The 23,974-nt window shown below is 70.7% G+C and carries 16 protein-coding genes; 7 read left to right on the top strand and 9 right to left on the bottom strand.

The genetic code is table 11. The features are described from left to right. Nucleotides 1-622: 622 nt before the first annotated feature. Nucleotides 623-1,972, top strand: a complete 1,350-nt coding sequence (locus ACIBST_RS22470; RefSeq protein ID WP_397174187.1) for a flavin monoamine oxidase family protein — start codon at nt 623-625, stop codon at nt 1,970-1,972. 159 nt (nt 1,973-2,131) lie between these two features. Here ACIBST_RS22470 and ACIBST_RS22465 read toward each other — a convergent pair whose 3' ends face one another. Continuing rightward, entirely contained in the window at nt 2,132-3,232 is a 1,101-nt protein-coding gene (locus ACIBST_RS22465; RefSeq protein ID WP_397174185.1) for a VLRF1 family aeRF1-type release factor, read from the bottom strand. 213 nt (nt 3,233-3,445) lie between these two features. Between ACIBST_RS22465 and ACIBST_RS22460 the strand changes: the two genes are divergently transcribed. Then, entirely contained in the window at nt 3,446-5,692 is a 2,247-nt protein-coding gene (locus ACIBST_RS22460; RefSeq protein ID WP_397174183.1) for an ATP-binding cassette domain-containing protein, read from the top strand. 15 nt (nt 5,693-5,707) lie between these two features. Here the strand turns inward: ACIBST_RS22460 and ACIBST_RS22455 are convergent, their stop codons facing one another. Both ACIBST_RS22455 and ACIBST_RS22450 read right to left on the bottom strand, forming a co-directional pair. Then, entirely contained in the window at nt 5,708-7,198 is a 1,491-nt protein-coding gene (locus tag ACIBST_RS22455; protein WP_397174182.1) for an alpha/beta fold hydrolase, read from the bottom strand. Nucleotides 7,199-7,435: 237 nt separating this feature from the next. Beyond that, nucleotides 7,436-8,914, bottom strand: coding sequence for an alpha/beta hydrolase (locus ACIBST_RS22450; RefSeq protein WP_397174180.1), 1,479 nt, complete (start codon nt 8,912-8,914; stop codon nt 7,436-7,438). Nucleotides 8,915-9,098: 184 nt separating this feature from the next. Between ACIBST_RS22450 and ACIBST_RS22445 the strand changes: the two genes are divergently transcribed. After that, nucleotides 9,099-10,439, top strand: a complete 1,341-nt coding sequence (locus ACIBST_RS22445) for a hypothetical protein (protein ID WP_397174178.1) — start codon at nt 9,099-9,101, stop codon at nt 10,437-10,439. A 9-nt stretch (nt 10,440-10,448) separates the two neighbouring features. Here the strand turns inward: ACIBST_RS22445 and ACIBST_RS22440 are convergent, their stop codons facing one another. After that, complete coding sequence (locus ACIBST_RS22440) at nt 10,449-11,249, bottom strand: MerR family transcriptional regulator (protein ID WP_397174177.1); 801 nt, start codon at nt 11,247-11,249, stop codon at nt 10,449-10,451. Nucleotides 11,250-11,281: 32 nt separating this feature from the next. On the opposite strand from ACIBST_RS22440, the gene ACIBST_RS22435 reads away from it, so the two are divergent. Then, entirely contained in the window at nt 11,282-12,037 is a 756-nt protein-coding gene (locus tag ACIBST_RS22435) for a MerR family transcriptional regulator (RefSeq protein WP_397174175.1), read from the top strand. A gap of 70 nt (nt 12,038-12,107) precedes the next feature. On the opposite strand, the gene ACIBST_RS22430 is transcribed toward ACIBST_RS22435, so the two are convergent. Then, entirely contained in the window at nt 12,108-13,136 is a 1,029-nt protein-coding gene (locus tag ACIBST_RS22430) for a DUF4037 domain-containing protein (RefSeq protein ID WP_397174174.1), read from the bottom strand. Nucleotides 13,137-13,250: 114 nt separating this feature from the next. Between ACIBST_RS22430 and ACIBST_RS22425 the strand changes: the two genes are divergently transcribed. After that, nucleotides 13,251-13,847, top strand: coding sequence for a dihydrofolate reductase family protein (locus tag ACIBST_RS22425; RefSeq protein ID WP_397174172.1), 597 nt, complete (start codon nt 13,251-13,253; stop codon nt 13,845-13,847). A 27-nt stretch (nt 13,848-13,874) separates the two neighbouring features. On the opposite strand, the gene ACIBST_RS22420 is transcribed toward ACIBST_RS22425, so the two are convergent. Then, on the bottom strand, nt 13,875-14,702 hold the full coding sequence (locus ACIBST_RS22420; RefSeq protein WP_397174170.1) for a GNAT family N-acetyltransferase: 828 nt from the start codon (nt 14,700-14,702) through the stop codon (nt 13,875-13,877). Then, complete coding sequence (gene purB / locus ACIBST_RS22415) at nt 14,699-16,129, bottom strand: adenylosuccinate lyase (protein WP_397174168.1); 1,431 nt, start codon at nt 16,127-16,129, stop codon at nt 14,699-14,701. Before purB ends, ACIBST_RS22420 begins: the two co-directional genes overlap by 4 nt. Nucleotides 16,130-16,322: 193 nt before the next feature. Here purB and ACIBST_RS22410 point away from each other — a divergent pair, with 193 nt between their 5' ends. Further along, complete coding sequence (locus ACIBST_RS22410) at nt 16,323-16,517, top strand: CsbD family protein (RefSeq protein WP_352350685.1); 195 nt, start codon at nt 16,323-16,325, stop codon at nt 16,515-16,517. Nucleotides 16,518-16,675: 158 nt separating this feature from the next. Here the strand turns inward: ACIBST_RS22410 and ACIBST_RS22405 are convergent, their stop codons facing one another. Together ACIBST_RS22405 and ACIBST_RS22400 are read right to left on the bottom strand one after the other, a co-directional pair. Next, the gene (locus ACIBST_RS22405; RefSeq protein ID WP_397174166.1) at nt 16,676-17,071 is read right to left on the bottom strand and encodes a hypothetical protein; all 396 of its coding nucleotides are present in this window, start codon (nt 17,069-17,071) and stop codon (nt 16,676-16,678) included. A 289-nt stretch (nt 17,072-17,360) separates the two neighbouring features. Beyond that, nucleotides 17,361-23,087, bottom strand: a complete 5,727-nt coding sequence (locus ACIBST_RS22400) for a LamG-like jellyroll fold domain-containing protein (protein WP_397174164.1) — start codon at nt 23,085-23,087, stop codon at nt 17,361-17,363. Between the two features lie 396 nt (nt 23,088-23,483). Here ACIBST_RS22400 and ACIBST_RS22395 point away from each other — a divergent pair, with 396 nt between their 5' ends. Next, a complete protein-coding gene (locus tag ACIBST_RS22395; protein ID WP_397174162.1) occupies nt 23,484-23,924 on the top strand; it encodes a hypothetical protein in 441 nt (146 codons plus the stop codon). Nucleotides 23,925-23,974: the final 50 nt, after the last annotated feature.

Genomic DNA, 23,974 nt, shown 5'->3' with positions numbered 1-23,974 from the left:
GGGTTCCCCGCTGGTCAGCGGGCCGAGCGTTTCCCCGATCTGCGTTATGTGACGGGCCAACGCCACCAGGGCCGATCGTGGTGACACTGCTGAGACCCCCAGTCATGGATGGCGGCTGCGAGCCAACCCGCCTGCGGGATTGCGGGTCTCCCAGGTTTTGTTGGCGGCTGCATACACGATCTTGATAGGTCGGCGTGGGTTTGGATCAGGAGTTTGATGACCGACTCGCCAGGCTCTGGCCCTCAACCAGGCCAGCAGGACGAGGCCGCCCGATCGCGCGAAAGCCCCCCGGACGCTTGGGAACGGCTTCGGCCCTACCTTGAGATCGGCCGGCAGCTCAGAGGCACAAAGGTCCGGCAGCGGCGCGGCCGACGTGGCGATCTGCGGGGCGCGTGAGAGTGAACGCCCCGACGTGGCCTCCTTCGCCCGCACTGGCAGGCCCTCGGCGCGGACGGTCGATGCGCCGCACCTGGCCGCCCTGGTCCGCGCCCGGGCCACCTTCGCAAAGGCACGCTCATTGAGCGGTCGGAGGAGTCATCGGGGATCGAGGAGTCGTCGATCCCCGCTTCAAGATCTTGATCCGCAGATCGTGTCGATTGTTCCCCTGCGTGACCATATGAACATGATCGACTGTCAGGCACTCGTCATCGGGGCGGGCTTTTCGGGGCTCGCTGCCGCGCACCGGCTGGACGCCGCCGGCGTGGACGTCCGCGTCCTGGAGGCGCGCGATCGCGTAGGCGGGCGCACATTCACGCGCTACCTCCACGGCGGGCTCCAGATCGACCTCGGCGGTCAGTGGTTCGGCCCGGGCCAGACCCGCATGTACGAGCTCGCCGCACAGTACGGCGTGAAGACCTTCCCTCTGCGCGAGGTGGGAGAGAGATTCGCGTTCCTGGGCGGCCGGCGCAACGCCGGACCCGACGCCGAGGTGTCCGCGATCTACGCCGAGCTCGACCGCCTCGCCCGGACCGTGAACCTGGAGTGCCCCTCGCTCACCCCCGACGCCGCGGAGCTCGACGCCCAGACCCTGCACGTCTGGCTCGCCGACCGCACCGACGCCGAGCGCGCCGCCTATGCCGCCCGCCAGCTGGCCGGGGGGCTGCTGGCCAAGGACGCCAGTCAGGTGTCCATGCTGCAGGTCCTGTTCTACCTGCACTCCGGCGGCGGCGTGGACTCGATGCTCAACACCGTGGGCGGAGCCCAGCAGGATCGCGTGATCGGTGGTCCGTTCGCGATCGCGCAGCACATGGCCGAGGCGCTCGCCGAACCGGTCGTGCTCGGGTTCGACGTCGCGTCGCTGACCCGCGAGACCCGCGGCCGGCGGGCCGCGACCTGGACTGCTCGCGCGCGCGACGGCCGCGAGCTCACCGCGGACCGGATGATCGTCGCGGTCCCCCCGGTGGTGCTGGACCGCATCGAGATCAGCCCGGCGATGCCCGGGACCAAGCGCCGCGCGGTGCGCAACATCTTGCAGGGTGACGCGATGAAGTTCCACGCCGTCTACGCCACGCCGCTGTGGAACGACCAGGGCAGGTCGGGGGCGTTCACCAGTTCCACGGGCCTGATCACCGAGGCCGTGGACAACTCCGTGCCCGGCCACGCCCAGGGCGTGCTGACGTTCTTCGTATACGGGCACGACGCCGCCCGCATCCGCGGCCTGGACGCAGGCGCTCGCCAAGAGCTGCTGCTCGCCGAGATCGCCGACCGGCTCGACGACGAGCGCCTGAGGCGCCCTGTCGACTTCGTCGAGTTCGACTGGGACGCCGAGCCTCACACCGGCGGCTGCTTCTCCGGCAGCTTCGCCGTCGGCACCATGCACGTCTACCGCGACGCCCTGCTCGCGCCGTGGAAGGGCCTGCGGTTCGCCGGGACCGAGACCGCCGACATTTGGAACGGCTACTTCGAGGGCGCCGTGCGGGCGGGAGAGCGCGAGGCGGCCGCACTGGCCGACGAGCTTGCGGCCGCGCCGTGACCGCTTTTCCGCGCGGTACCGTTGACCGCGCTCACCGTCAGCGCGGCGCGGTGAACTTTCACGCCCCGGTCGGGGCGCTTCCGCGGGGGGCGCCGATGCCTCGGAGCGCGGGCTACCGCGGCCCGCCGCCCGGCGGTGCCTCACGATCGCGGCAACCGCTCACCAGCGCAGCATGGCCGCCACTCCGCCCGCCTCGGCCAGCTCGCCCGCCGCCCCGCTCTCCAGCACGGTGACCTCGCCCCCGTGTTCGAGGGCGAGCTCGATCATCTCCTCCTCCAGATCCTCGGGAGCGACGGGCGTGGGGGGCGCGGCCTTCCACCCGCCGGCGTCATCGAGCAGCAGGTGCTCGACCCGGCCCTGCCGCAGCAGGGACAGGATGTCGTCGAGGCCGACCGCGCCGTTGCCGCCCGACAGGGCCAGGTCCCGGGCGCGCACGGCCAGCGCGGCGTCATGCCGGGCCCGCGCCTCATCGAGAACGGGACGCACGAACTCCAGCACCTCCGGCGGCGACAGGGCGGGATCGAGCACGGCGTCCACCTGGATGATCTCCGTGCCGGCCGGCAGCGCCTCGCTCAGCACCGAGGTGTCGCGGGGGTCGCCCACCAACAGCAGCATCTCCCAGCCCAGCCGCCGAGCGTGCCCGGCCACGTGCGGGACCGACTCGCGCAGGAACCTGGTCAGGTGTTCCTCGACGCGCTGGTCGAAGCGGTCGGGGTGGATACCGCCCCGGGAGAGCCTGGGCAGCGTCGTCGACCCCCCGCCGGACGAGCCCGCGGTCGCCAGGTCGAAGGTGACCGGCTCCAGCTCGTCGGCCAGACCGTACCGGCAGTCGAACAGCCGCACGCCGTCACGCCCCACCCTGGCCACCCCGGCGGGCCTGTCGGCCTGAACGGCGGTGACGAGCGGCAGCAGATAGGCATGCTCCCGCAGCGTGGCGAGGTCGCCCACCGGGAGCTGGACCCACTCGGTACGGACCTCCTCGCCGGCCACCTGCGCGAACAGGGCGCGCCCGAGACCGGGACCGGCCGGGTCGAGCAACTCCTCGATCCGCGGCTCCAGCAGGTCCAGGCGGAGGCCCGCAAGCCTGGCCCGCTCGTGGTCGGGGTCCGCGGACAGCTCCTGGCGCAGCGCGGCGATCTCGTTGCGCAGCCGGGTGCGCCCGGCCTGCGTGCCCGGCTCCATCGTGGTGTAGAACGACAGCACACCGACTTCGTCGGCGAAGGCCGCCAGCTCACGTAGATCTGCCTGGTCGAACACCATGACGCTCACCTCCGTAGGCGGGGCCCTGGCGCGGGCCCCGGCGGTGCGGGGGTGAGTCCAACTTATCCCGTCGCTCGTTCTCGCCGGTCAGCGGCCTGCCGGAGTGCCGCGTTCAGGCCGTGGCGGCGATCGCTCGCGTCCCCGCAGACCATGGCGGGTCGGCTGGCCTCGCCCCTTGCCGGAACTGTCGGCGCCCGCCGCTAGCGTGGCCGCATGGACGACAGCATCGTCATCACCGGCGCGCGCGTGAACAACCTCAAGAACCTGTCCCTACGCATCCCCAAGAACCGGCTCGTCGTCTTCACCGGCGTGTCCGGCTCCGGCAAGTCCTCGGTCGTCTTCGACACCGTCGCCGTGGAGTCCCAGCGCCAGCTCAACGAAACCTACTCCTGGTTCGTCCGCAACCGGCTGCCCAAGCACGAGAAACCCGAAGCCGAGGCCATCGACAACCTCGGCGCCGCCATCGTCGTCGACCAGAAGCCGGTCGGCGGCAGCTCGCGCTCCACCGTCGGCACCATGACCGACATCCTGCCGATCCTGCGCGTGCTGTTCTCCCGCTACGGCACCCCCAGCGCCGGCTACTCCTACGCCTACTCCTTCAACGACCCCCACGGCATGTGTCCCGGCTGCGACGGCCTGGGCCGGGCCATCCGGCTCGACCTCGACGCGCTGCTCGACCCCGGCAGGTCCCTCGACGAGGGCGCCATCCGCTTCCCGCTGTTCGGGGTCGGCACCTGGCAGTGGCAGATCTACGCCCGCTCGGGCACCTTCGACCCCGCCAAACCCCTGGCCGACTACACCGACCAGGAGCGCCACCTGCTGCTGCACGGCGGCGGCTTCACCGTCGAGGTCCGCGGCAAGAACGGCACCCTCAACAAGGTCGACTACGAAGGCGTCGCCGACCGTTTCACCCGCCTCTACCTCAAACGCGACCTGTCGGGCCTGAGTGACAAGACCCGCGAGGCGGTGCTGGCCTTCGTCACCGAGGGCACCTGCCCCCAGTGCCGGGGCGCCCGCCTCAACCAGGCCGCCCTGGCCACCAGGATCGGCCCCCACACCATCGCCGACCACACCGCCATGGAGATCACCGACCTCATCGGCGTCCTGGCCGGGCTCGGCAACCCCGTCGCCGACACCGCGGCCGCCGCGCTGCGCCGCATCGACCAGATCGGCCTGGGCTACCTCACCCTCGACCGCGAGACCACCACCCTGTCCGGCGGGGAGAGCCAGCGCCTGAAGACCGTCCGCCATCTGGGCTCCAGCCTCACCGGCATGACCTACGTCTTCGACGAGCCCAGCGCCGGCCTCCACCCGGCCGACGTCGGCCGGCTCAACACGCTGCTGCTGGCCCTGCGCGACAAGGGCAACACCGTCCTGGTGGTCGAGCACGACCCCGACGTCATCGCCGTCGCCGACCACGTCATCGACCTGGGCCCGGGAGCGGGCCTGCACGGCGGCACCGTCGTCTACCAGGGGTCCGTCGAAGGGCTGGCCCGCTCCGGCACGCTGACCGGCCGCCATCTGCGCGCCCGCACCCCGCTCAAGACCGCCGTGCGCCGCCCCACCGGGCACCTCACCATCACCGACGCCGCCCTGCACAACCTCGACCACCTCACCCTCGACGTGCCCACCGGCGTCCTGACGTGCGTCACCGGCGTGGCCGGGTCCGGCAAGTCCACCCTCATGGGCGAGGTGTTCACCGCCCAGCACCCCGGGGCCGTCACCGTCGACCAGGGGGCCGTCACCGTCTCGGCCCGCTCCAGCCCGGCCTCCTTCATCGGCGTGCTCGACCCCGTCCGCCGGTTGTTCGCCCGCGCCACCGGCACCCAGCCGGGCCTGTTCAGCTACAACTCCACCGGCGCCTGCCCGGCCTGCGAGGGCCGCGGCGTCATCCACACCGACCTGGCCTTCATGGACCCGGTCACCGCGGTGTGCGAGATGTGCGGCGGCACCCGCTACAACCCCGAGGCCCTGCGGCACCGGCTGCGCGGCCACACCATCGTCGACGTCCTGGCCCTGACCGCCGAGCAGGCCGTCGCGTTCTTCACCGAAGCGGCCATCCGCGACCGCGTCGCCACCCTGGTCGACGTCGGCCTGGGCTACCTCACCCTCGGCCAGCCCACCTCCACCCTGTCGGGCGGGGAGCGCCAGCGCATGAAACTGGCCGGCGAGCTCACCAAGACCGGCGCCGTCTACGTCCTGGACGAGCCCACCACCGGCCTGCACCTGTCCGACGTCGACACCCTCATCGACCTGCTCGACCGCATCGTCGACGCCGGCAACACGGTCATCGTGGTCGAACACCACATCCAGGTGCTCAAGCGGGCCGACTGGGTCATCGACCTCGGGCCGGGCGGCGGCAAGCACGGCGGCCGCCTGGTCTTCCAGGGCACCCCCGCCGACCTGCTGACCGCCGCCGGTTCCCGCACCGCCGAGCATCTGGCCGCCGCGCTCGCCTGACCAGCCCGCCCGGCGTCAGCCCTGGGGCTCCTGCGCCGGGCAGGCGATGCCCTTGGCGGGCACGGACGCCGAGATCAGGTAGCTGTCCATGGCCGCCGTGGTGCACGCGGTCATGCCGTAGACGCCGTGCCCCCAGCCCTCGTAGGTGAGCAGGGTCGCCTTGGGGCCGAGCTGACGGGCCACGTTGGCCGACCACGCGTACGGCGTGTCGGGGTCGTGCCTGGAGGTGGCCACCAGCAGCGGCGTGCCGCCCCTGTACCGCAGCGGGTGCTGGGGGTTGCCGACCGGATGGCCCTGGCAGATCGGCATGTCGCCCATCGGCATCGGGTTGTAGCGCATGTCGGGGGCCACCGCGTTGGCGGCGCGCATCACCTCGGCGTAGTGGGCGTAGTCCCGCAGCGACAGGTTCCAGTCCTGGCACAAGATCGCGGTGGGCAGCTCGGCGTAGGCGCCGTTGACCGGCCAGTTGCCGGGAGGGCCGGGCATGTCCTCCGGCACCGGGCCGCCCGCCAGCGCGAGCAGCACCTCGGCCTCCAGCCGCCAGGCGGGCGCCTCGTTGAGCACCACGCCCAGCCACTGCAGGTTGTGCGCGCTCACCGGCCGGCCGTCGCCCGGCCACAGCAGCTGGCCGCGGCCCGCCTTGGCCAGCAGCCCCTTCCACAACGCCCGGATGTCGCGGCCGCGCAGGACGCACTCGCTGTCGCGCCCGCACCAGGCGACGAACTCCTCGAAGCTGTCCTGGACGGTGGCCGCCTCGCTCACCTGGAACGCCTTGACGTCCAGGCTGTGGTCCATGTTGCTGTCCAGCACCATGGCGCGGATCCGGCCCGGGAACAGCTCGGCGTACATCTGCTGGGCCAGCGTGCCGTAGGAGACGCCGTAGGAGGTCAGCTTGTCCTCGCCCAGCGCGGCGCGGATGGCGTCCATGTCGCGGGCCACGTCGACCGAGTCGAGGTGGTCGTACAGGGGGCCGGTGAGCCTGCGGCAGTCGGCGCGCAGCCTGGTGTCGAAGGCGACCCAGGTCAGGTAGTCGGCCTGGCTGGTCATGACCGGATAGGGCATCTGGTTGTACACCGAGGCCGAGCAGGTCACCGAGCGGCTGCGGGCGACGCCGCGGGGGTCGTAGCCGACGATGTCGAAGCGCCGCTGGATGTCCTGGCTGAAACCGGAGGGGCGCAGGATGTCGTTCACGCCGGAGTTGCCGGGCCCGCCGGGGTTGCTCAGCAGGGAGCCGATCCGCTGGGACGGGACGGTGGCCTTGCGGCGGGCCAGGGCCAGGCCGACGGTCGGCCCGTCCGGCCTGGACCAGTCGATGGGCACGGCCAGCGTGCCGCACTCGACGGCGGGTTCCTCCTCGCACGGCCCCCAGGTGATGCCGCGTCCGCCGGCGGCATCCGTGACGTCCTGCCGGGTCACCGCCGCGCCGGCCGTCCCCGCCATGGGGACGGCGAACAGCGCCGCCACCGTCGCCAGGGCGGTGGCCAGCAGGGATGTTCTTCTCAGCACAGTGCTCCTGTCGTCGATCGGCACGTCGATCGGCGGGCGGGGCTGCTCGCACGGCGTGATGGGCCCCCTGGCCCGGCTGTGGAGCGTTCCTCGTCCTGCCTCAGCGGCCCGTGGCGGGGCCGCTGCCGTGCCTTTCCTTGATCACGACTCGGAATCTAACAGGCGAAGGCCGTACTGGTGGACATTACGCCAGAATCTGGACATATACCGGCCCGAGGCCGCGAGCCCGCAACCGAGTCAGCAGCTCAGGTCACGCACGGGCAGACGGCCCGTCACCAGGAAGCCGGTGACGGCACGGTCACCGCAGGCGTTGCCGTTGGCCAGATACACCCCGTGACCACTGGAGTCCACGGCGACCATCCGGGCCCGCTGCCCCAGCGCCTCGCGCATCTTCAGCGCCCCGCTGTAGGGCGTGGCCGGATCCCGCAGATTCTGGATCAGCAGCACGTTGGCCGGACCGCGCGAGCCGATCCGCGTGGCCGGCTCGGCAGGACGGAACGGCCAGTACGCGCACGGCCCGACGTTCACCGGCATGCCCGCCGTCAACGGGTAGGCGGCCCGGCTGCGCCGCACCTGCTGCTCGTGCCGGGCGAGCGAGCCCGGCCACACCACGTCGTTGCACATCGTGGCCCCGGCGTGCGCCGCGGTGTTCTGCAGAGCGGCCTGCGGCGGCTGGTTCGGCGCGGGCAGCTCGGCGCCGCTCAGCGCGGCCTTCATCAGCCCGGCCAGCATCGGGTAGTTGGCCCGGGAGTACAGCGCGTTGAGCAGCGTCTCCCGCAGCAGATTGCCGGTCAGCCGCTGCTCCGGCTCGGCCCCCGGCCAGGCCAGTGGCTCGCGGTCCAGCCGGGCCGCCAGCTCCAGGAACGTCCGCCGCACCGCGGCCACGTCGGCGCCCAGGCCGTAGTCACCCTCGCGCGCGGCCGCCCATGCGCCGAAGTCGGGGAAGGCGTCCTGCACCCCGACCGCGTAGTTGGCCAGCCACTGGCGCGCCACCTTGTGCGGATCGGGATCGTCGTTGCTGTCCAGGATCACCCGATCGGTGGTGCCGGGGAACATCGTGGCGTGCACGGCGCCCGCGTAGGTGCCGTACGAGACACCCCAGTAGGAGATCTTGTCCTCACCCAGCGCCACCCGGATCCGGTCGATGTCCCTGGCGTGGTTGCGGGTGCTGATGTGCCGGATCAGCGGCCCGCCGTTACGGGCGCACGCCTCGGCGATCCGGCGCGACCACGCCGCGTTCCCGGCGATCCCCCCGTCGGCGTCGGGATAGGGCTTCAGCCGCGTCAGCGACAGGTCGGCGGGCGCGAGCCCACAGGAGACCGGCGAACTCCTCCCCACGCCACGCGGGTCGAACCCGACGATGTCGAACCGGTCGAGCACCTCCTTCGGCAGCTTCTTCACCAGGGTGCTGGGCCGGTTCAACCCCGGGCTGCCCGGACCGCCCGGGATGATCAGCAACACGCCGCGGCGCACGTCGGGACGGGCCGTCCGGATCCTCGACACCGCCAGCGTGACCGACGGGCCGCCGGGGGCGGAATAGTCCATCGGCACCTCGATCGTCGCGCACTCCTGGCGAGAGTCGACACCCTCACCGGGCGCGCAGGCGTCCCACCGGGTGACGGCGGCGTGCGCCGGGGCCGCCAGGAGGGCGGCCGTCAACGTGGCAGTCAGCGTGGTCGTCAGCGTGGCTGCGGACAGCAGGGCAAGGGATTTCATCAGGGGCCTTTCGGTTCCGGAGGGACGTCCACGACTCTGCCGGGTCGTTGATCGCCGAACCAGAGACCTCGTCACCGGCCGCCCGTGACCTCATCACGAAACCGGCAAAACACCCCAAAACCGGAAACGTGGAACGGGATGGAACGCCCAGCCGACAAAGACCACCCACCCGAAAGAGACCCGCATGAAACCACTCACCCGACTCCCCCTCACCACCGCACTCCTCCTCACCACCCTGCACACAACCCCCGCCCACGCCGACACCCCACCCCTCCTGCACGCATGGGGCTACAACTTCTTCGGCCAAGTCGGCAACGGCACCAACGACACCCCCGTCACCCACCCCATCCCCATGGCCTCCACCGGCGGCCACGACGTCACCCAGACCAGCGGCGTCTACCTCGAAAGCTACGCCCTCCACACCGACGGCACCCTGTGGACCTGGGGCAACGGCACCCAACAGATCCCCCGCCCCGTACCCGGCCTCCCCCCGATCAAGCAGATCAGCAGCGGCGCCAGCCACAACCTCGCCGTCGGCCGCGACGGCTCACTCTGGGCCTGGGGCAGCAACGACTTCGGCGAACTCGGCGATGGCACCACCACCCGCACCCCCACCCCCAAAAAAGCCCCCATCACCGGCATCGTCCAAGCCGCCGCCGGAACCGGCTTCACCCTCGCCCTCAAAGCCAACGGCGAAGCCTACGCCTGGGGAACCAACCGCTTCGGCCAACTCGGCGACGGCACCACCACCCAGCGCACCACCCCCGTCCGCGTCAAAGCCCCCTACGGCATCACCCAGATCTCCGCCACCGGCGAATTCGGCATGGCCCTGCGCAACGACGGCTCCGTCTGGGCCTGGGGAACCAACGCCTCCGGCCAACTCGGCGACGGCACCACCACCGACCACCCCACCCCCACCCGCGTGGACCGCCACGTCTCCGGCATCACCGCCATCTCCGCAGGCATGGCCCACACCCTGGCCCGCGCCGCCGACGGCACCGTCTGGACCTGGGGCAGAAACTGGGCCGGACAACTCGGCGACGGCACCACCACCGACCACCCCACCCCCGTCCACCTCCCCCTCACCGGCATCACCCAGGTCAGCGCCGGAACCGGCGAAAGCCTGGCCATCGACACCACCGGCACCCTGCGCTACTGGGGCGACAACACCTACGGCCAAGCCGGCAACGGCACCGCCGCCCCCGGCAACCCCGTCCTCAACCCCACCCCCGTCAACGGCCTCAACGGCGTGACCACCGCCAGCGCCGGCATCGTCCCCCTCGCCGTCGCCGCACCCGGACCCGTCGCCGTACCCGACCTGACCGGAACACCGGCCATCCTGGCGGACCGGCCACTACTGGCCGTCGGCCTCCTCCTGGGCACCAAGGCCACCACCCCCGACAACCAACTGTGCAACCACCTCGGCGAAATCGTCAGCCAGAACCCCCAACCCGGCCAAACCGCCACCGCAGGCTCCGCCGTCGACATCGTCGCCGCCGTCAAACCCCCCAACGGCTGCCTGTGACCACCCCCCTCACGAAACCCCGTCCACCACCGGAACCAGCACATCCGTCACCAACTCACCAGGCGGCGTACACCCCGGATCCGACACATACACCTCCCGCACCGCACCCCTCACCACCAGCCGCCGCTCGGCACACCACGCCAGAACAGCATGCACCGTCAACGCGATCTGGTCATAAGGCCCCACATGCGTCGCCCGCGCGAACAACCCACCCGGCAGCACCCCCGCCTCCACCCCCTCACCGGCGAACCCCTCCACCCCACCGTCCAGCAACAACGCCACCCGGACGTCCACCACCTCACCCACATCAACCGGAAACAACCCCACCAGCCGCACCGGCCCGAACCCCTCCGGCACCCCCGCCACCAACCGCGCCACCGCCGCAGACGTAGCCCGCCCCACATCCTCCATCCCCGCCGCCCGCTCACCCGCGAACACCGCCCGCGCCCCCACCTCCCGCACCACATCCACCTCAGCCGCCGGCAACCCCACAGCCAGCACCCGCTCCAACGACGCCAACGTCCGCCGCCGCCGCGCCAACTCCACCTCCAACGACACCCGGACCGACTCCAACGCCCCCACCTCCCCCGACAACACCCGCCCCACCACCGCCAACGGCACATCCAACGACCGCAACAACCCGATCGACAACGCCTCCCGCGCCTGACCAGCCCGGTAATACCGGTAACCCGTCACCCCATCCACATACGCCGGACGCAACAACCCCAACTCGTCGTAATGCCGCAACTGCTTCACACTCAACCGACCAAGCCGCGCAAACTGCCCAATCGGCAGCAACTCCTCATCCACCAACACACCCACCCTCACGTAACGTCAGACCCATGACCCTGTCCATCGGCCAAGTCGCCAAACTGGCCGGCATCACCGTACGAACCCTCCACCACTACGACGAAATCGCCCTCCTCACCCCCAGCCAACGCACCACCGCCGGCTACCGCCGCTACACCGACGACGACCTCCTCCGCCTCCAGCAAATCCTCCTCTACCGCGAACTCGGCTTCCCCCTCGAAGAGATCACCGACATCCTCGACCACCCCCACACCGAGCACCTCACCCACCTCCACCGCCAACACCAACTCCTCACCCGCAAAGCCCAACGCCTCCACCAGGTCATCACCAACGTCGAACGCGCCATCCAAGCCCACACCCACCGCATCCCCCTCACCCCCCAAGAACGCTTCGACGTCTTCGGCGACTTCACCCCCGAAGACCACGACGCCGAAGTCCAACGCCGCTGGGGCCACACCGACACCCACGCAGAGAGCCGCCGCCGCGTCGCCACCTACACCAAGACCGACTGGCTCCGGCTCACCGCCGAAGCCACCGCCATCGACGACGACATGCGCGCCGCCCACACCCGCGGGCTCGCCCCCGACCACCCCGACGTCATGGACATCGCAGAACGCCACCGCGCCCACATCACCCGCTGGTTCTACGACTGCCCGCCCGAACTCCACCGCGGCCTCGGCGACCTGTACGCCACCGACCCCCGCTTCACCGCCACCTACGACGACCGCGCCCCCGGCCTGGCCGCGTACTACCGCCAGGCCATCCACGCCAACGCCCGCCGCCTCTGACCTGGCGGAAGGGTTTTTGAGTGAAAAAACTGGATCTTGTCCAGACCCACCACCTTTACATTGTAGATTTCTAAGCTGGGAGGTCGAGCGCGGCGGCCGTCAGCGCGCGTGCCCGGCGGGGAGAGCCCAGCAGCTCCACCGTGTCCGACAGCTGGTCCACGCACCCCGCCACCGGCAGCCCCCTGACCACCGGATCCGTCACCGACGCCATCAGCGACCGCGCGAACCGCTCCCCGCCGATCACCCGGAACGGCCGGTCGTGGAACCCCCGCACCCCCTCCTCCAGCCGTTCGGTCAGCGCCATGCGGTTCTGCAGCGCCGCCAGCCGTCCGTACGCCGCCGTCAGGCCCTCCTCCCGCTCGCGCCACGACCGCGCCGCCATCGCCGCCGCCAGCGCCTCGCCCAGCTCGGCCGAGCCCGGCAGCCGGGTCAGCGCGCTGCCCAGCCATTTGGCGTACGGCGGGTAGCGGCGCCGCAGCAGCAACGCCAGCCGCATCACCTCCCGCGCCAGCCGCGCCGCCACCACGGCCGACCCCAGCTCGTCCCCCACCTCCGCGCACCGCCCCGGGAACGGCTCCTCCTGGCCGATGCGCTGCCACTGGCAGGCCAGCACGTACCGCCACACGTCCTGCGGATACCAGCGCAACGCCTGCCGGGCCGCCTCCAGCCCCGCACCCGGCACCCCGTCGCAGAACACCTCGCCGCCCGTCACCTCGGCCAGCGTCTGCCACGGCACCGACAACCAGTCCAGCAGGGACACGCCCGCCCGCGGATCGAACCCGAGCCGCCCGACCAGCCACTCCCCCAGCTCGGCGACCACCACCCCCGGCTGCCGCACCCCGTGATACTCGAACACGGTGTCAAAACCCCCGAACCGGTCGGGCAACCCCGCCGCCACCCGCTCCCGTACCGGCTCCACCTGACCGGCGGGCACGAACAGCAGCACCCTCGGCCCCCAGTCATGGTCGGCCGAGCGGGCCGTGTCGAACGCGAGCACCTCCGACCCCGGGCCGATCAGCGCGGCGCTGTGCCGCACCCCGGGAAGGAGCGGCGCGACGACTTCGCCGTAGAAGGCACGAGAAAGCTCAATACCAGGCACAAAGTTGGACATCACGCCGTCAACTCTGCACGAGCACCGCCCGAACCTCACCCGGTTTTCCCAGCGCCGATGACAGCGTGGTGACCGACCGGACACGCCAGGGGGAGGGACCCGTTGACCAAGGTCGTCGCCGACATCTCCGTATCGCTGGACGGCTACGTCACCGGCCCCGACCCCGGACTCGAACACGGCCTCGGCACCGGCGGCGAACTGCTGCACGCCTGGGCCCGCCGGCCCACCGACGTCGACGCGCGCGTCCTGGGCGCCGCGGCCCGCGCCACCGGCGCGGTCATCATGGGACGGCGCACCTTCGACGTGGTCGACGGCCCCTACGGCTGGGGCGACCCGCTCGCCTACGGCTCGGCCCGCGACCAGGCGCAGACGCCGCCCGTGCTCGTCGTCACCCACGTCCCGCCCTCAGCGGTACGCCGGCCCGAACTGTTCACCTTCGTCACCGACGGTCCGGCCGCGGCCGTCGAGCACGCCCGCACCGTGGCAGGGGACGGCGACGTCGTCGTCATGGGCGGCGCCGACCTGATCGGCCAGGCCACCGACGAAGGGCTGCTCGACGAGCTGCGCCTGCACCTGGTGCCGCTGCTGCTGGGCGCGGGCACCCGCCTGTTCGCCCACGTGCGCCCGCGCCAGTGGGAGCCGGTCGACACGCACTTCTCACCCCTGGCCACCCACCTGACCTACCGCGCCATCACCTGACCCACCCCCCGCTGCCCCCGGCGGGGTTCAGCCGGCGACGTGGCAGGCCAGCACCAGGCGCCGGCGGTAGCCGATGCGCTCGTACACCTTGATCGCCGCGGCGTTGACGTCGTCCACCATCAGCGCCGCGCGGCCGTGCGTGGCCACGAGCTGGGACGACATCCACCCGCACACCCGCTCGGCCAGCCCCCGCCCGCGGAAGCGGGCGGCCGTGGCGACCCCGGCCAGCAACCCCACCGACGGCGCCGACCAGGCGTCGGCCGCCACCGCCGCCAGCTCGCGCCCCACCCGCGCGCCCGCCCAGCGCCGCACCCCGGCCGCGCCCGGCACCGCGTACGAGGAGGGCGCGTCACCGGCCAGCAGCGCCGTGATCTCCTGCTCGGCGTCGCCGTCCAGCCAGCCGACCACCGGCGGCGGGCCCGCGGCCTCACCGCCCAGCGGACCGGCACCCAGCCGCGGGCCGGCCCGCAGAGGACCGGCTTCCAGGGGTGGCGTGCCGGGCTGGCCGGTGCGGGCGCGGGGCGGCCCCGTCAGGCTCATCCACGAGAACGCGCCGCTCTCCCGCACGCCCTCCAGCCTCGCCGCCACCCGCCGCATCAGCTCCCGCTCGCCCAGCGGCCGGTAGGTCGGCCCCAGCTCGGCCAGCGCGTGCCGGACCAGCTCGGCCGCGTCGTCCGGGTCGCCCCACACCGCCAGCCGGTCATATCGGGCCAGGCCCGGGGCGGCGGCCACCACCGCCTCCCGTAACGCCCAGGCGCGGGCCCGGCCGCGCAGGTCCTGGGCCGTCCACACCACCAGGTCGTCGTCGCCGCACGCGGCGCGCACCGCGCCCGGGTCGCCGAGCCGGTGGATCACAAGATCTCGCCCGGCCGGTACGCGGCGGCCTGCGGGTGCTCGGCCACGACCTGCCCCACCTGCCGCACCACCTCGGCCACCTGCGCGGCGGCCGCGCCGGTGAAAGAGACCCGGTCGGCCAGCAGCGCCTCCAGCTCGGCCCGGTCCAGCGGGAAACGCTCATCGCCGCCCAGCAGGTCCAGCAGCTCGTTGGACGCGCCCCGCGACCGCATCGCCAGCGCCGCCGCCACCGCGTGCTCCTTGATCAGCTCGTGGGCCTGCTCGCGGCCCATGCCGGCGCGCACGGCGGCCATCAGCATCTTCGTCGTGCCCAGGAACGGCAGGTAGCGGCCCAGCTCAGCCGAGATCACCGCCGGGAACGCGCCGAACTCCTCCAGCACCGTCAGCATCGTCTCCACCAGCCCGTCGAAGGCGAAGAACGCGTCCGGCAGCGCGACCCGGCGCACCACCGAGCAGGACACGTCGCCCTCGTTCCACTGGTCGCCGGCCAGCTCGCCCACCATCGAGGCGTAGCCGCGCAGCACCACGGTCAGGCCGTTGACGCGCTCGCAGGAGCGGGTGTTCATCTTGTGGGGCATCGCCGAGGAGCCGACCTGCCCCTCCTTGAACCCCTCGGTGACCAGCTCGTGCCCGGCCATCAGCCGGATCGTCCTGGCCAGCGAGGACGGCGCGGCCGCCAGCTGCACCAGCGCCGAGACCACCTCGAAGTCCAGGGAGCGCGGGTAGACCTGCCCGACGCTGGTCAGCCGCCGGGAGAACCCGAGATGCGCGGTGACCTTCTCCTCCAGCTCCGCCAGCCTGTCCTGGCGGCCGCCCAGCAGGTCGAGCATGTCCTGGGAGGTGCCGACCGGGCCCTTGACGCCGCGCAGCGGGTAGCGGCCGATCAGCTCCTCCAGCCGGTGGTAGCCGGCCAGCAGCTCGTCGGCGGCCGAGGCGAACCGCTTGCCCAGCGTGGTGGCCTGCGCCGCCACGTTGTGGGAACGCCCGGCCATGACGGTGGAGGTGTGCTCCTCGGCCAGGGAGGCCAGGCGGGCCAGCAGCGCCACGACGCGGTCGCGGACCAGCAGCAGGCTGTCGCGGATCTGCAGCTGCTCGACGTTCTCGGTCAGGTCGCGCGAGGTCATGCCCTTGTGCACCTGCTCGTGCCCGGCCAGCGCGTTGAACTCCTCGATGCGCGCCTTGACGTCGTGGCGGGTGACGCGCTCGCGCGCCGCGATCGAGTCCAGGTCGACCTGCTCGACCACCTTCTCGTAGTCGGCGACCGCGCCCTCGGGCACCGCCACCCCGAGCTCGGCCTGCGCCCGCAGCACCGCCAGCCACAACCGCCGCTCAGCGATGATCTTGTACTCGGGAGACCACAGGCGGGCCAGCCCGGGTGAGGCGTAGCGGGCGGCCAGGACGTTCGGGATGCGCGGCTTGGAAGTCACGTTGGACAAGTCTATTCACACCCCGTCGCCCCCACCGCATCCAGCCCGCGCGGGCGTCCCGGTGGCCGCCTTCGCGCGCACGGAGGGGCGCTGACCAGCGCCGTCGCGCCTCCGGCCGGACGGGGGCCATGTTTCCGCCCGTCCTGGCCGGTAAGTACGGAAGTCGCGAGGACCCGACCAGAAAGGCATGAACATGAGCACCGACGACAAGATCCGCAACAAGGCCCAGGAGCTCAAGGGACGCGCCAAGGAGAACATCGGCGACGCCACCGACAACGAGAGCCTTCAGGCCGAAGGCCGCGCCGACCAGACCGAAGGCGGCCTGAAGCAGGCGGGCGAGAAGGTCAAGGACGCCGGCAAGAAGGTCAAGGACGCCTTCAAGAAGTGATCGCCGCGGGCCTTGGGGGGCGGCGCGGGGGGGTCGTACCGACCTCGCACCGCACCGCCTCCCCCGCTTCCCGGTCACCGGCCCTTGCCGCTCAGCCGCGGCTGTTCGGGCTGTTCGGGCCGGTCGGACCGTCACCGGAAGCGCGTGCCCCACGTCGGCTAGCTGTTGCACTCCCGGGACAGGACCTTGCCGGTCTTGGCGTCCGTGCAGGTCTTGCACGTACGGTCCGGGCTCCCCGTGATCGGTTCCTTGGTGGTCTTGCACTCGCGCTCGGTCGACTGCTCCGGCTGCTTGGTCTTCTGCTCGCAGTACTGCTTCTTGTACCCGCCGCCCTTCTTGTCGCGGCAGTAGTAGCACCGCTTGTTGCCTTCCTCCAGATATTTGCACTTGGGCGCGCCACTGGCGGCGCCGCCCGCGGCACAGTCGGCAAGCGCGGCCGGCGTGGCGGGCGTGGCGGTGGTGGCATGGACTTTCTCCCCCAGCGCCTGCGAGGCCATCGAAGGGGCGAGGGCGGCAGCGACAAGGGCGCTCACAGCGCATGCTTCCTTGAACACGTTTCCTCCCACAGGACATCTTTCTCTGGCCCCTCCATCGTGACCCGCCCCCACCAGCAATCGTCAAGACATCGATCCGGAATTTATTTTCCGCCCCCGAACGCATTTCTCCGCCCGAAACCTGGCGGTGCATTTCCATTACGCGGTCAACGCCACCTCCAAAAGCACTCTTTACTTCATCGGGCCGTCCGCCGTTCCCGCCGTCCGGCCGCATCCTCTGGAGGCTCCCGGACTCGAACGACGTGGAGGCGCTCGAAGTGTTCCGAGCGCCTCCACGCACGAGAAGCGGCTACTTATCGGGGACGGCCTGCGCGGTCAACTGGCCGCGCGTGGGGCGACACCCGACTCCCTTGTTCTCTTTGTGCCACACCCATCCGACCTCTACGACGAACGTGCGTTCCGTATGGCACACGATGGAGTGTTCGGCCATGAAGATGTACTTCATGCCCGCCAGCTTGAATTCGGCGTTCAGGATGCCGTGGAAGTGGTGTCCGAACCGCGTGAGCATGCAGACCCCGATGAGCGGGCTCGTGCTGCATTCAGCCGTGACCTCGGGCTCGCTTCGCTTGACCGTGGTCTTGGCGTTCTCGAGGTTGTTGGTGAGCTTGGTCTCGTGACATTCACCCGCGATCGAATACTCGACGGGCAGGGAGATGTTGAACTTGTATTCCGGCGAGTTGTTGAAGATCTTGGGCGCGATGTCGGTCGCGATGTCACTTCCGAGATTGAGGGACTCCTGCAGGAAGCACCCCTTGGCGATCACCTCCATCCCCTTCTCCTTCTTGGTGCCGAACAGCGCCTTCTGCATCGCCACGCCGAACTTCGTGTTCCAGTACTTACCGGAGTTCGGGTAGGCGAAGAACATGTTCTCGAAGGGACCCACGGCCCACCACTCGTGAGCCTTCTTCCGGCCCCAGTCCACCGGCTTGGACCACTTGGAATACACCGACGACCGTACGTACCAGTTCTTGATGCGCAGGCTCTCCACCTGCTGGCAGTAGATGTCGTACGGATTGGCCCGGCAACCTCCGGGCCCGGCGGCGGCCCCGCCCGCGCCGCCCTCGGACACCCCGCACACGGCCTCGACCGTGCCGTCGGGATGGACGAGGCCGGAGCACGGGTCATGCCCGTCGCTCGTGTCCTCGTAGTTCGGCAGGGGGACGTCGATGATGGTCAGATCACCGCAGCGGTCGAAGACGAAGATCGAGATCGTGGATTCGATGCCTTCGACGACACCGGCCGCGCCTGTCGCGGAACGCGCCTGAGCCGCGCTGACGGTTGAACTCTTCTGTTCGGTCCAGGTCCGCTTCACTTCCGTGGTGACCTTGACAGTGCCGTCGGGCATGGCCTGGATCACCGGGTTCAGCAGCTCGACCTCGGAGCCGTCACGCGTGACGCCCCTCCGCTGCATGTCCTTCAGGTTCTGCTCGAGCTCATTGTTGAGCAACGACAGCTTGGCCGTGGCAGGCGCCTGAGGGGTGACACCGGGAGCGTCCCAGACGGTCGCGGCTCCTCTTTCCAGGACGACATCCTGCGCCTGAAAGTAGGCCTTGATCCGGTCGCCGTATTCCTGTGCGCCCGAGCTCACGCCGGCTGTGGCGGCCTTCGCGCTCGCGGCGCGACCTGCCGCCGAGAGGGGCTCCAGGACACACGTGCTTCCTGGTGCGGGAGGCGGCGGGACGGCCTTGGTGGTGACCGTGGCGGCTTCCCAGCCGCTGGTGCCGAAGGCCGTCTTCGCGCGCACCCGGATGGTGTAGTTCTGCCCGTTCGTCAGGCCGGAGACGGCCGCGTATGGATCCTTCGCCTCAAGTGTCTTGACCACGGCGCCGCCGTTGTCGAGCACCTCGACGTCGTACCCGTTCAGCAGGGCGACGCTGCCGTTGCTCTCAGGCAGGCCCCAGCTGGCGACAGCGCTCGCGTCGCCACCGGAAGCCACCAGGTTGAGCACCTTTCCGGGTGGACCGGCCGGCAGATAGGTGAGCGTGAGCGACGGCTGCTGGACTGCCACTTCATCCCCGAACGCGATCACCTCGTCCTTGTTCGAGGTCAGCATCAGCCACTGATAGACGCTACTGGCGATGTCACTCTGAGGACCGCTCAGTGGAAGCGTGTACGGCGCGATGTCGGCATCGGCATCACCAGCCAGATCCGAACCCTTGGTCTCGCCGGTGACCGAACTCTGCAGCGGCGTCGCCGTGACCACCGCGTCGGCCGGACACGTACCAGCCGGACAGACGGGATCCCCGAGCTTGAGGACTCCTTCCGTCACCATCGATCCCGGAGGCAGCTCGTCGAGTTTGATCTTGACGAGCGCCACGGTCTTCTCGGTACCGGCGCCCCCAATGCGCGCCGTGGTCGCGTCGGTCACCGTGCACGGGTGGCCGTCGCAGGCGGTCGGGTCGGTCTTGGCCGACTTGATGACGAAGTTGTCCTTGCCCAGGGTCAGGTGCCGCACGTCCTCCACCGGGGGCGGCGGGGGCGTGCCCGGGGTGGTGAAGGACACCGGGGCGGTCTTGGGGGTGCAGACCTCCTCGAGCATCGGCGTGGTCGGCGTCGTCGGGGTGGTCGGCGTGGTCGTCGGGGTGGGGGTAGGCGTCGGGGTCGGGGTCGGGGTCGCGCCGATCGGGGCCTGCATGTCCGCCTGGATCTCGGCGGCGGTCTGCGCGCGGTTGTAGATGCGCAGTTCGTCGATCGCGCCGCCGAAGTACTCGCCCCAGTTGGTGTTGGCGCCGATCTGCAGGGCGCCGCCGGAGTCCTCCAGAGCGCCGACGGCCTTCTGCGCGACCTGTTGCCCGTTGACGTACAGGCGTGCGGTGGTGCCGTCGTGGGTGACCGCCAGGTGGGACCAGGCGCCGGTCGAGAGCGCCGCCGTGCCGTCGACCTGCTGGTGGACGCCGCCGGAACGCAGCCAGCTGCTGGGGGTCAGGCCGTTGGAGGCGTACAGGCCGTAGCCGACGCCGTCCGTGTAGTCCTTGAAGGCGACGCTGCGCCAGCCGCTCAGGCTGGTGGGGTTGATCCATGCGGACATGGTCATGCCCCGCGGCAGCACCAGGCCGGCGTTGTGCGGGACGGAGACCTTGCTGGACGTGCCGTTGAAGGACAGCGCCTTGCCGTACTTGCCGGCGGTCCAGGTCGTGTTCTGGGCGGTTCCGGTGTTGTTCTTGCCGGAGACGTCGCCGACGCTCGTGCCGGCGCCCTCGTTCATGCCGTAGGCGGCCACGAGCCCCTGGGGAAGCGGCGTGGGGGTCGGTGTCGGCGTGGGCGTGGGGGTCGGCGTGCTGCCCGGCGTCGTGGTGCCGCCCTGACCGACGGCGCAGGCCACCATCTGCCACTTGTAGGTGGTGCCGGGCTGGACCGTGTTGGCGGGAATCTGGAAGGAGGCGCGTTCGCCGCCGCTGACGCTCCGGGTCCCGAGCGGAGCCGACCCGACCGGGGTTCCGGCGTTGTCGTACAGGTAGTACTTGGCGGTCACCGGCCCGCCGGAGGGGCGGTTGACCATGCCGGACAGGATCGGCTGGGCGGGGTCGGCCATGCCGGTCTCGGTGTCGGTGGGCAGCGTCGCCGCGTCGGACGTGATCCGGTAGGCCGGGCTCTCGCTGCAGGACGGCGGCGTCACCCCGGTCCGGCACGCCTTGACCACGAACTTGAAGCTGGCCGGATTGTCCAGGGAGAAGATCCTCTCCGGGGTCTGACCGGCCGGCACGCCGTTGTTCGTCGTCGTGCCCGGAGCGGTGACCATCGTGCGCAGGTCGGACGCCGACAGGACCCTCTGGTAGGCGTGGACGTCGTCGATCGCGCCGGTGAAGGGCGTGTGGTCACCGGCGATCTGCCCCTTGCCGAACTGGAAGGCGCCGCGGGCGTTCCACGTCACGGTGTGATCGCGTTCGTCGGCCAGCTCACCGTCGACGAACAGGCGGATCTTGTGAGCGCTCTGGTCGTACTGGATCGCCACATGGCTCCATCGGCCGACCCGGGCGATGTTCTTGGAGACCGCCCACTGTTCGTAGATCCGATCGGAGATGTCCTGGGTGACCATGGTGAGAATCCACCGCTGATCCACCTCGGGAACCGTCGAGCGGGCGTAGGCCAGGGTGAAGGCCGGCTGGTTGACGCCCTGCTGGGAGAAGACCACCTGGTCCTCGGCGCTGTCCTCAAGCCTGACCCAGGCCGTCACCGTGTAGCTCTGATCGGTGTTGAGCACCGGCCCGGCGGTGGCGCCGGTACCGCCGGACAGCTTGAGAGCCTGACCGACCTGCCCCGGGACGCGGCTGTAGGAACCGGTCAGGGTGGCGTTCAGGTTGTGGCCGGAGGCGTCGGCCGCGCCGGCCCCGGAGGTCTCGTCCAGCTTCCAGTAGCCCGCCTCCCCGGTGGGGAGCTGCGCGGGCGGCGGCGCCATGGTGGAGTCGTTGACGCTGACGGTGTAGTCGAGCGGGGTCGCCTCGGGCACGCCGGACTTGTAGGTGACCTTGACCGCGGTGGAGCGGGCGATGGCGTCGTTGCCGCTCAGAGAGTCGATCGACTCGGCGGCGACCGTCGGGATCTCCGGCGGCAGCACCCAGTCCACGCTCAGCTTGGGCACGTTCTGGTTGTAGGCCTGAGGCCAGAAGTCGAAGTTCTCGCTGGCATTGGAGGCAGGGGTGCTCTCGGTGCCCAGCTGCATCATCAGCCCGTGGTTGGGGGCGCCGCCGGCCCAGGCCTGAGCCATCGCGGTCAGATCCCAGCTCCACACCGCCCCGGCGGTCTGCGGCTGGATGCACGGATTGATCGAGGAGCGCCCGTCGGGGGTGGTGGCGGGCTGCCTGCTCCAGAACGTGTCGTCGGCCACCCACGCCTCGGTGATCCGATGCGCGAAGATCGACTGGTAGTTGACCAGGCAGGAGCTGGCGTTGGCCCGCAGGGTCAGCTGCATGGTGGCCTTGAGCACGTTCCGGTTGGCGATCGACGTGGTGTCGAAGGCCATCAACGCCCGAAGCGTCTCGGGGACGTCGGTGCAGGTCTGGTTGGGCCACGTCCCGGTGCAGCGCCGGTAGTTCTGGCGGCCGACCCTGCCCGGCGCGATCTGGGAGTTGGGCGACATGATCCCCACCTCTTGGGTGACGCCCAAAGTGGTGGTGGGATCGACGGTCACCGGGTACCGGGTGGCCGGGTCGGCCAGCCAGGCCGGATCCGGCTTCAGCACCAGGACGGTCCGGCCGTCCTTGGTCTCCACGCTCGTCCTGACCTTGGCCTCGCGGCCCGGCTGGTCGTCGGCGGTGTCGGCCGCCGCGGCGTCCCACATCCGGGGCGCCGGAGCCGACAGGGCGGTCTTGCCCTTGCTGTTCTTCAGCGCCAGCCCGCCCCCCTTCGACATCGACAGCGTCAGGCCGTCGGTCTCCACCGGCAGCCGGAACTCCACCGGCTTCGTGGGCCGCTCGCGCAGGACGACGTCGTGCCGGAAGCCGGTGGGCAGGGCCGTGGCCACGAGATCGGCGCCGGGCCCGGCGGCGTCGGCGTACCGGGCCTTGTCGCCGGTGATCTCCGGGCGTGGCAGTGGCGCGCCCCAGGACAGGGCGACCCGCTGTTTCCCGTCACGTGCCAGTGAGGCGAACGGGCCATCGCCTCCCAGCGAGAAGCTCACGTCGGCCTTGGCCAGCTTCGGCTTCAGCACGCCGTCCCGCTCCACCAGGCTCGTGTCGATCCGGCCCCAGCCGCCGTCGGCCTGTTTGAGCTGCACCGGCCCGTCGTAGGCGTGGGTGGTCAGGTGCCCGTCGGGATAGGCCCACACGCGGGCCGACTCGGTGAAGGCCGCCTCCACCGGCACCGGCTTCCCGGACTTGCGCGCCTGGGCCACCGCCGCCCGCAGCGGCGCGTCCGGATCCTCCGGCTTGGGGAAGGTCGTCATCGACGGAGGTGCGGGGGTCGCGGCCGGAGCCGGTTCGGGGTCGGCCGACGCCACCGTGGTTCCGGCCACCAGCAGCGACGCCGCCACCGTGAGCGTCGCGGCGACGGCGAGGCGTCTGGGCGGCTTTCCGCTCACCGTTGCCGCGCTGACTAACTTGTTCACTAACACTCACAATCTGTCACGAGTTGGATTAGCAAACAAGCTTTACCTGCCGTCAAGATCGCCAGGCAACAAGATCCGGGATCACAATAAGATAAACATAAAATTTGTAACGGCCGCCGTCGACGGCGCGATATATCTGGCCAAATTACTGGTAATTGTCATTCTCACAATACGCGGAGTGGCAAGGCGATCACACCAGCAAAACCGGCCTCCGCGGCACGCTGTGGTGCCAACGTCCCCCATAACCAAGCCCCACTGTGGAGCAAATGCACACGTTGCCGCCCGCAGGCCACAGAAATTACATATGAAGCACCTGGCCCTACGCCAGAAACGCCGAATTCCCGCAACGAAAGGAACGGCACATGCCCCATGCCCACGGAACACACCGCGACCTCTTCCGCCGGGCCGCGGCAGCGCTCGGCGCGCTCCTCATGGGCGTCTCCCTCGTGGCCGGCGCCACGTACCCCCGCGCACGCCGCCGGCGGCTGCGCCGACAGGTCGCAGAACGGCTGGACCATCCGGCTGTGCGCCAGCAAGAACGGGCTCGACCTGATCTCCGACATGTACGTCATCACCAAGGGACAGACCGGCAACGGCTGCAGAGGCGAAGGCCACGCCACCTCATCCGGCCGGCCGATGGGACACCTCGACCTCACCGGCTGCGCCGACATCGCCGTCAACACCCGCTACGCCATCGCCTCGCAATGGGCGGCCGGCGGCGCGCAGGTCACCACCCGCGCGGTCATCTTCGAGAGCCTGTCCCCCTTCCGCGCACTGTTCGACCAGAGCGCCTCCTTCAGCGACGTCTGACGGCCCCCCGAACGGCCGGATGCCCGGCGCGAGGTGAGAGACCTCGCACC

The sequence above is a fragment of the Nonomuraea sp. NPDC049684 genome (assembly GCF_044465345.1).
In the GTDB taxonomy this organism is placed as follows: Bacteria; Actinomycetota; Actinomycetes; order Streptosporangiales; family Streptosporangiaceae; genus Nonomuraea.
This window is presented reverse-complemented; position numbering and strand designations above follow the sequence as displayed.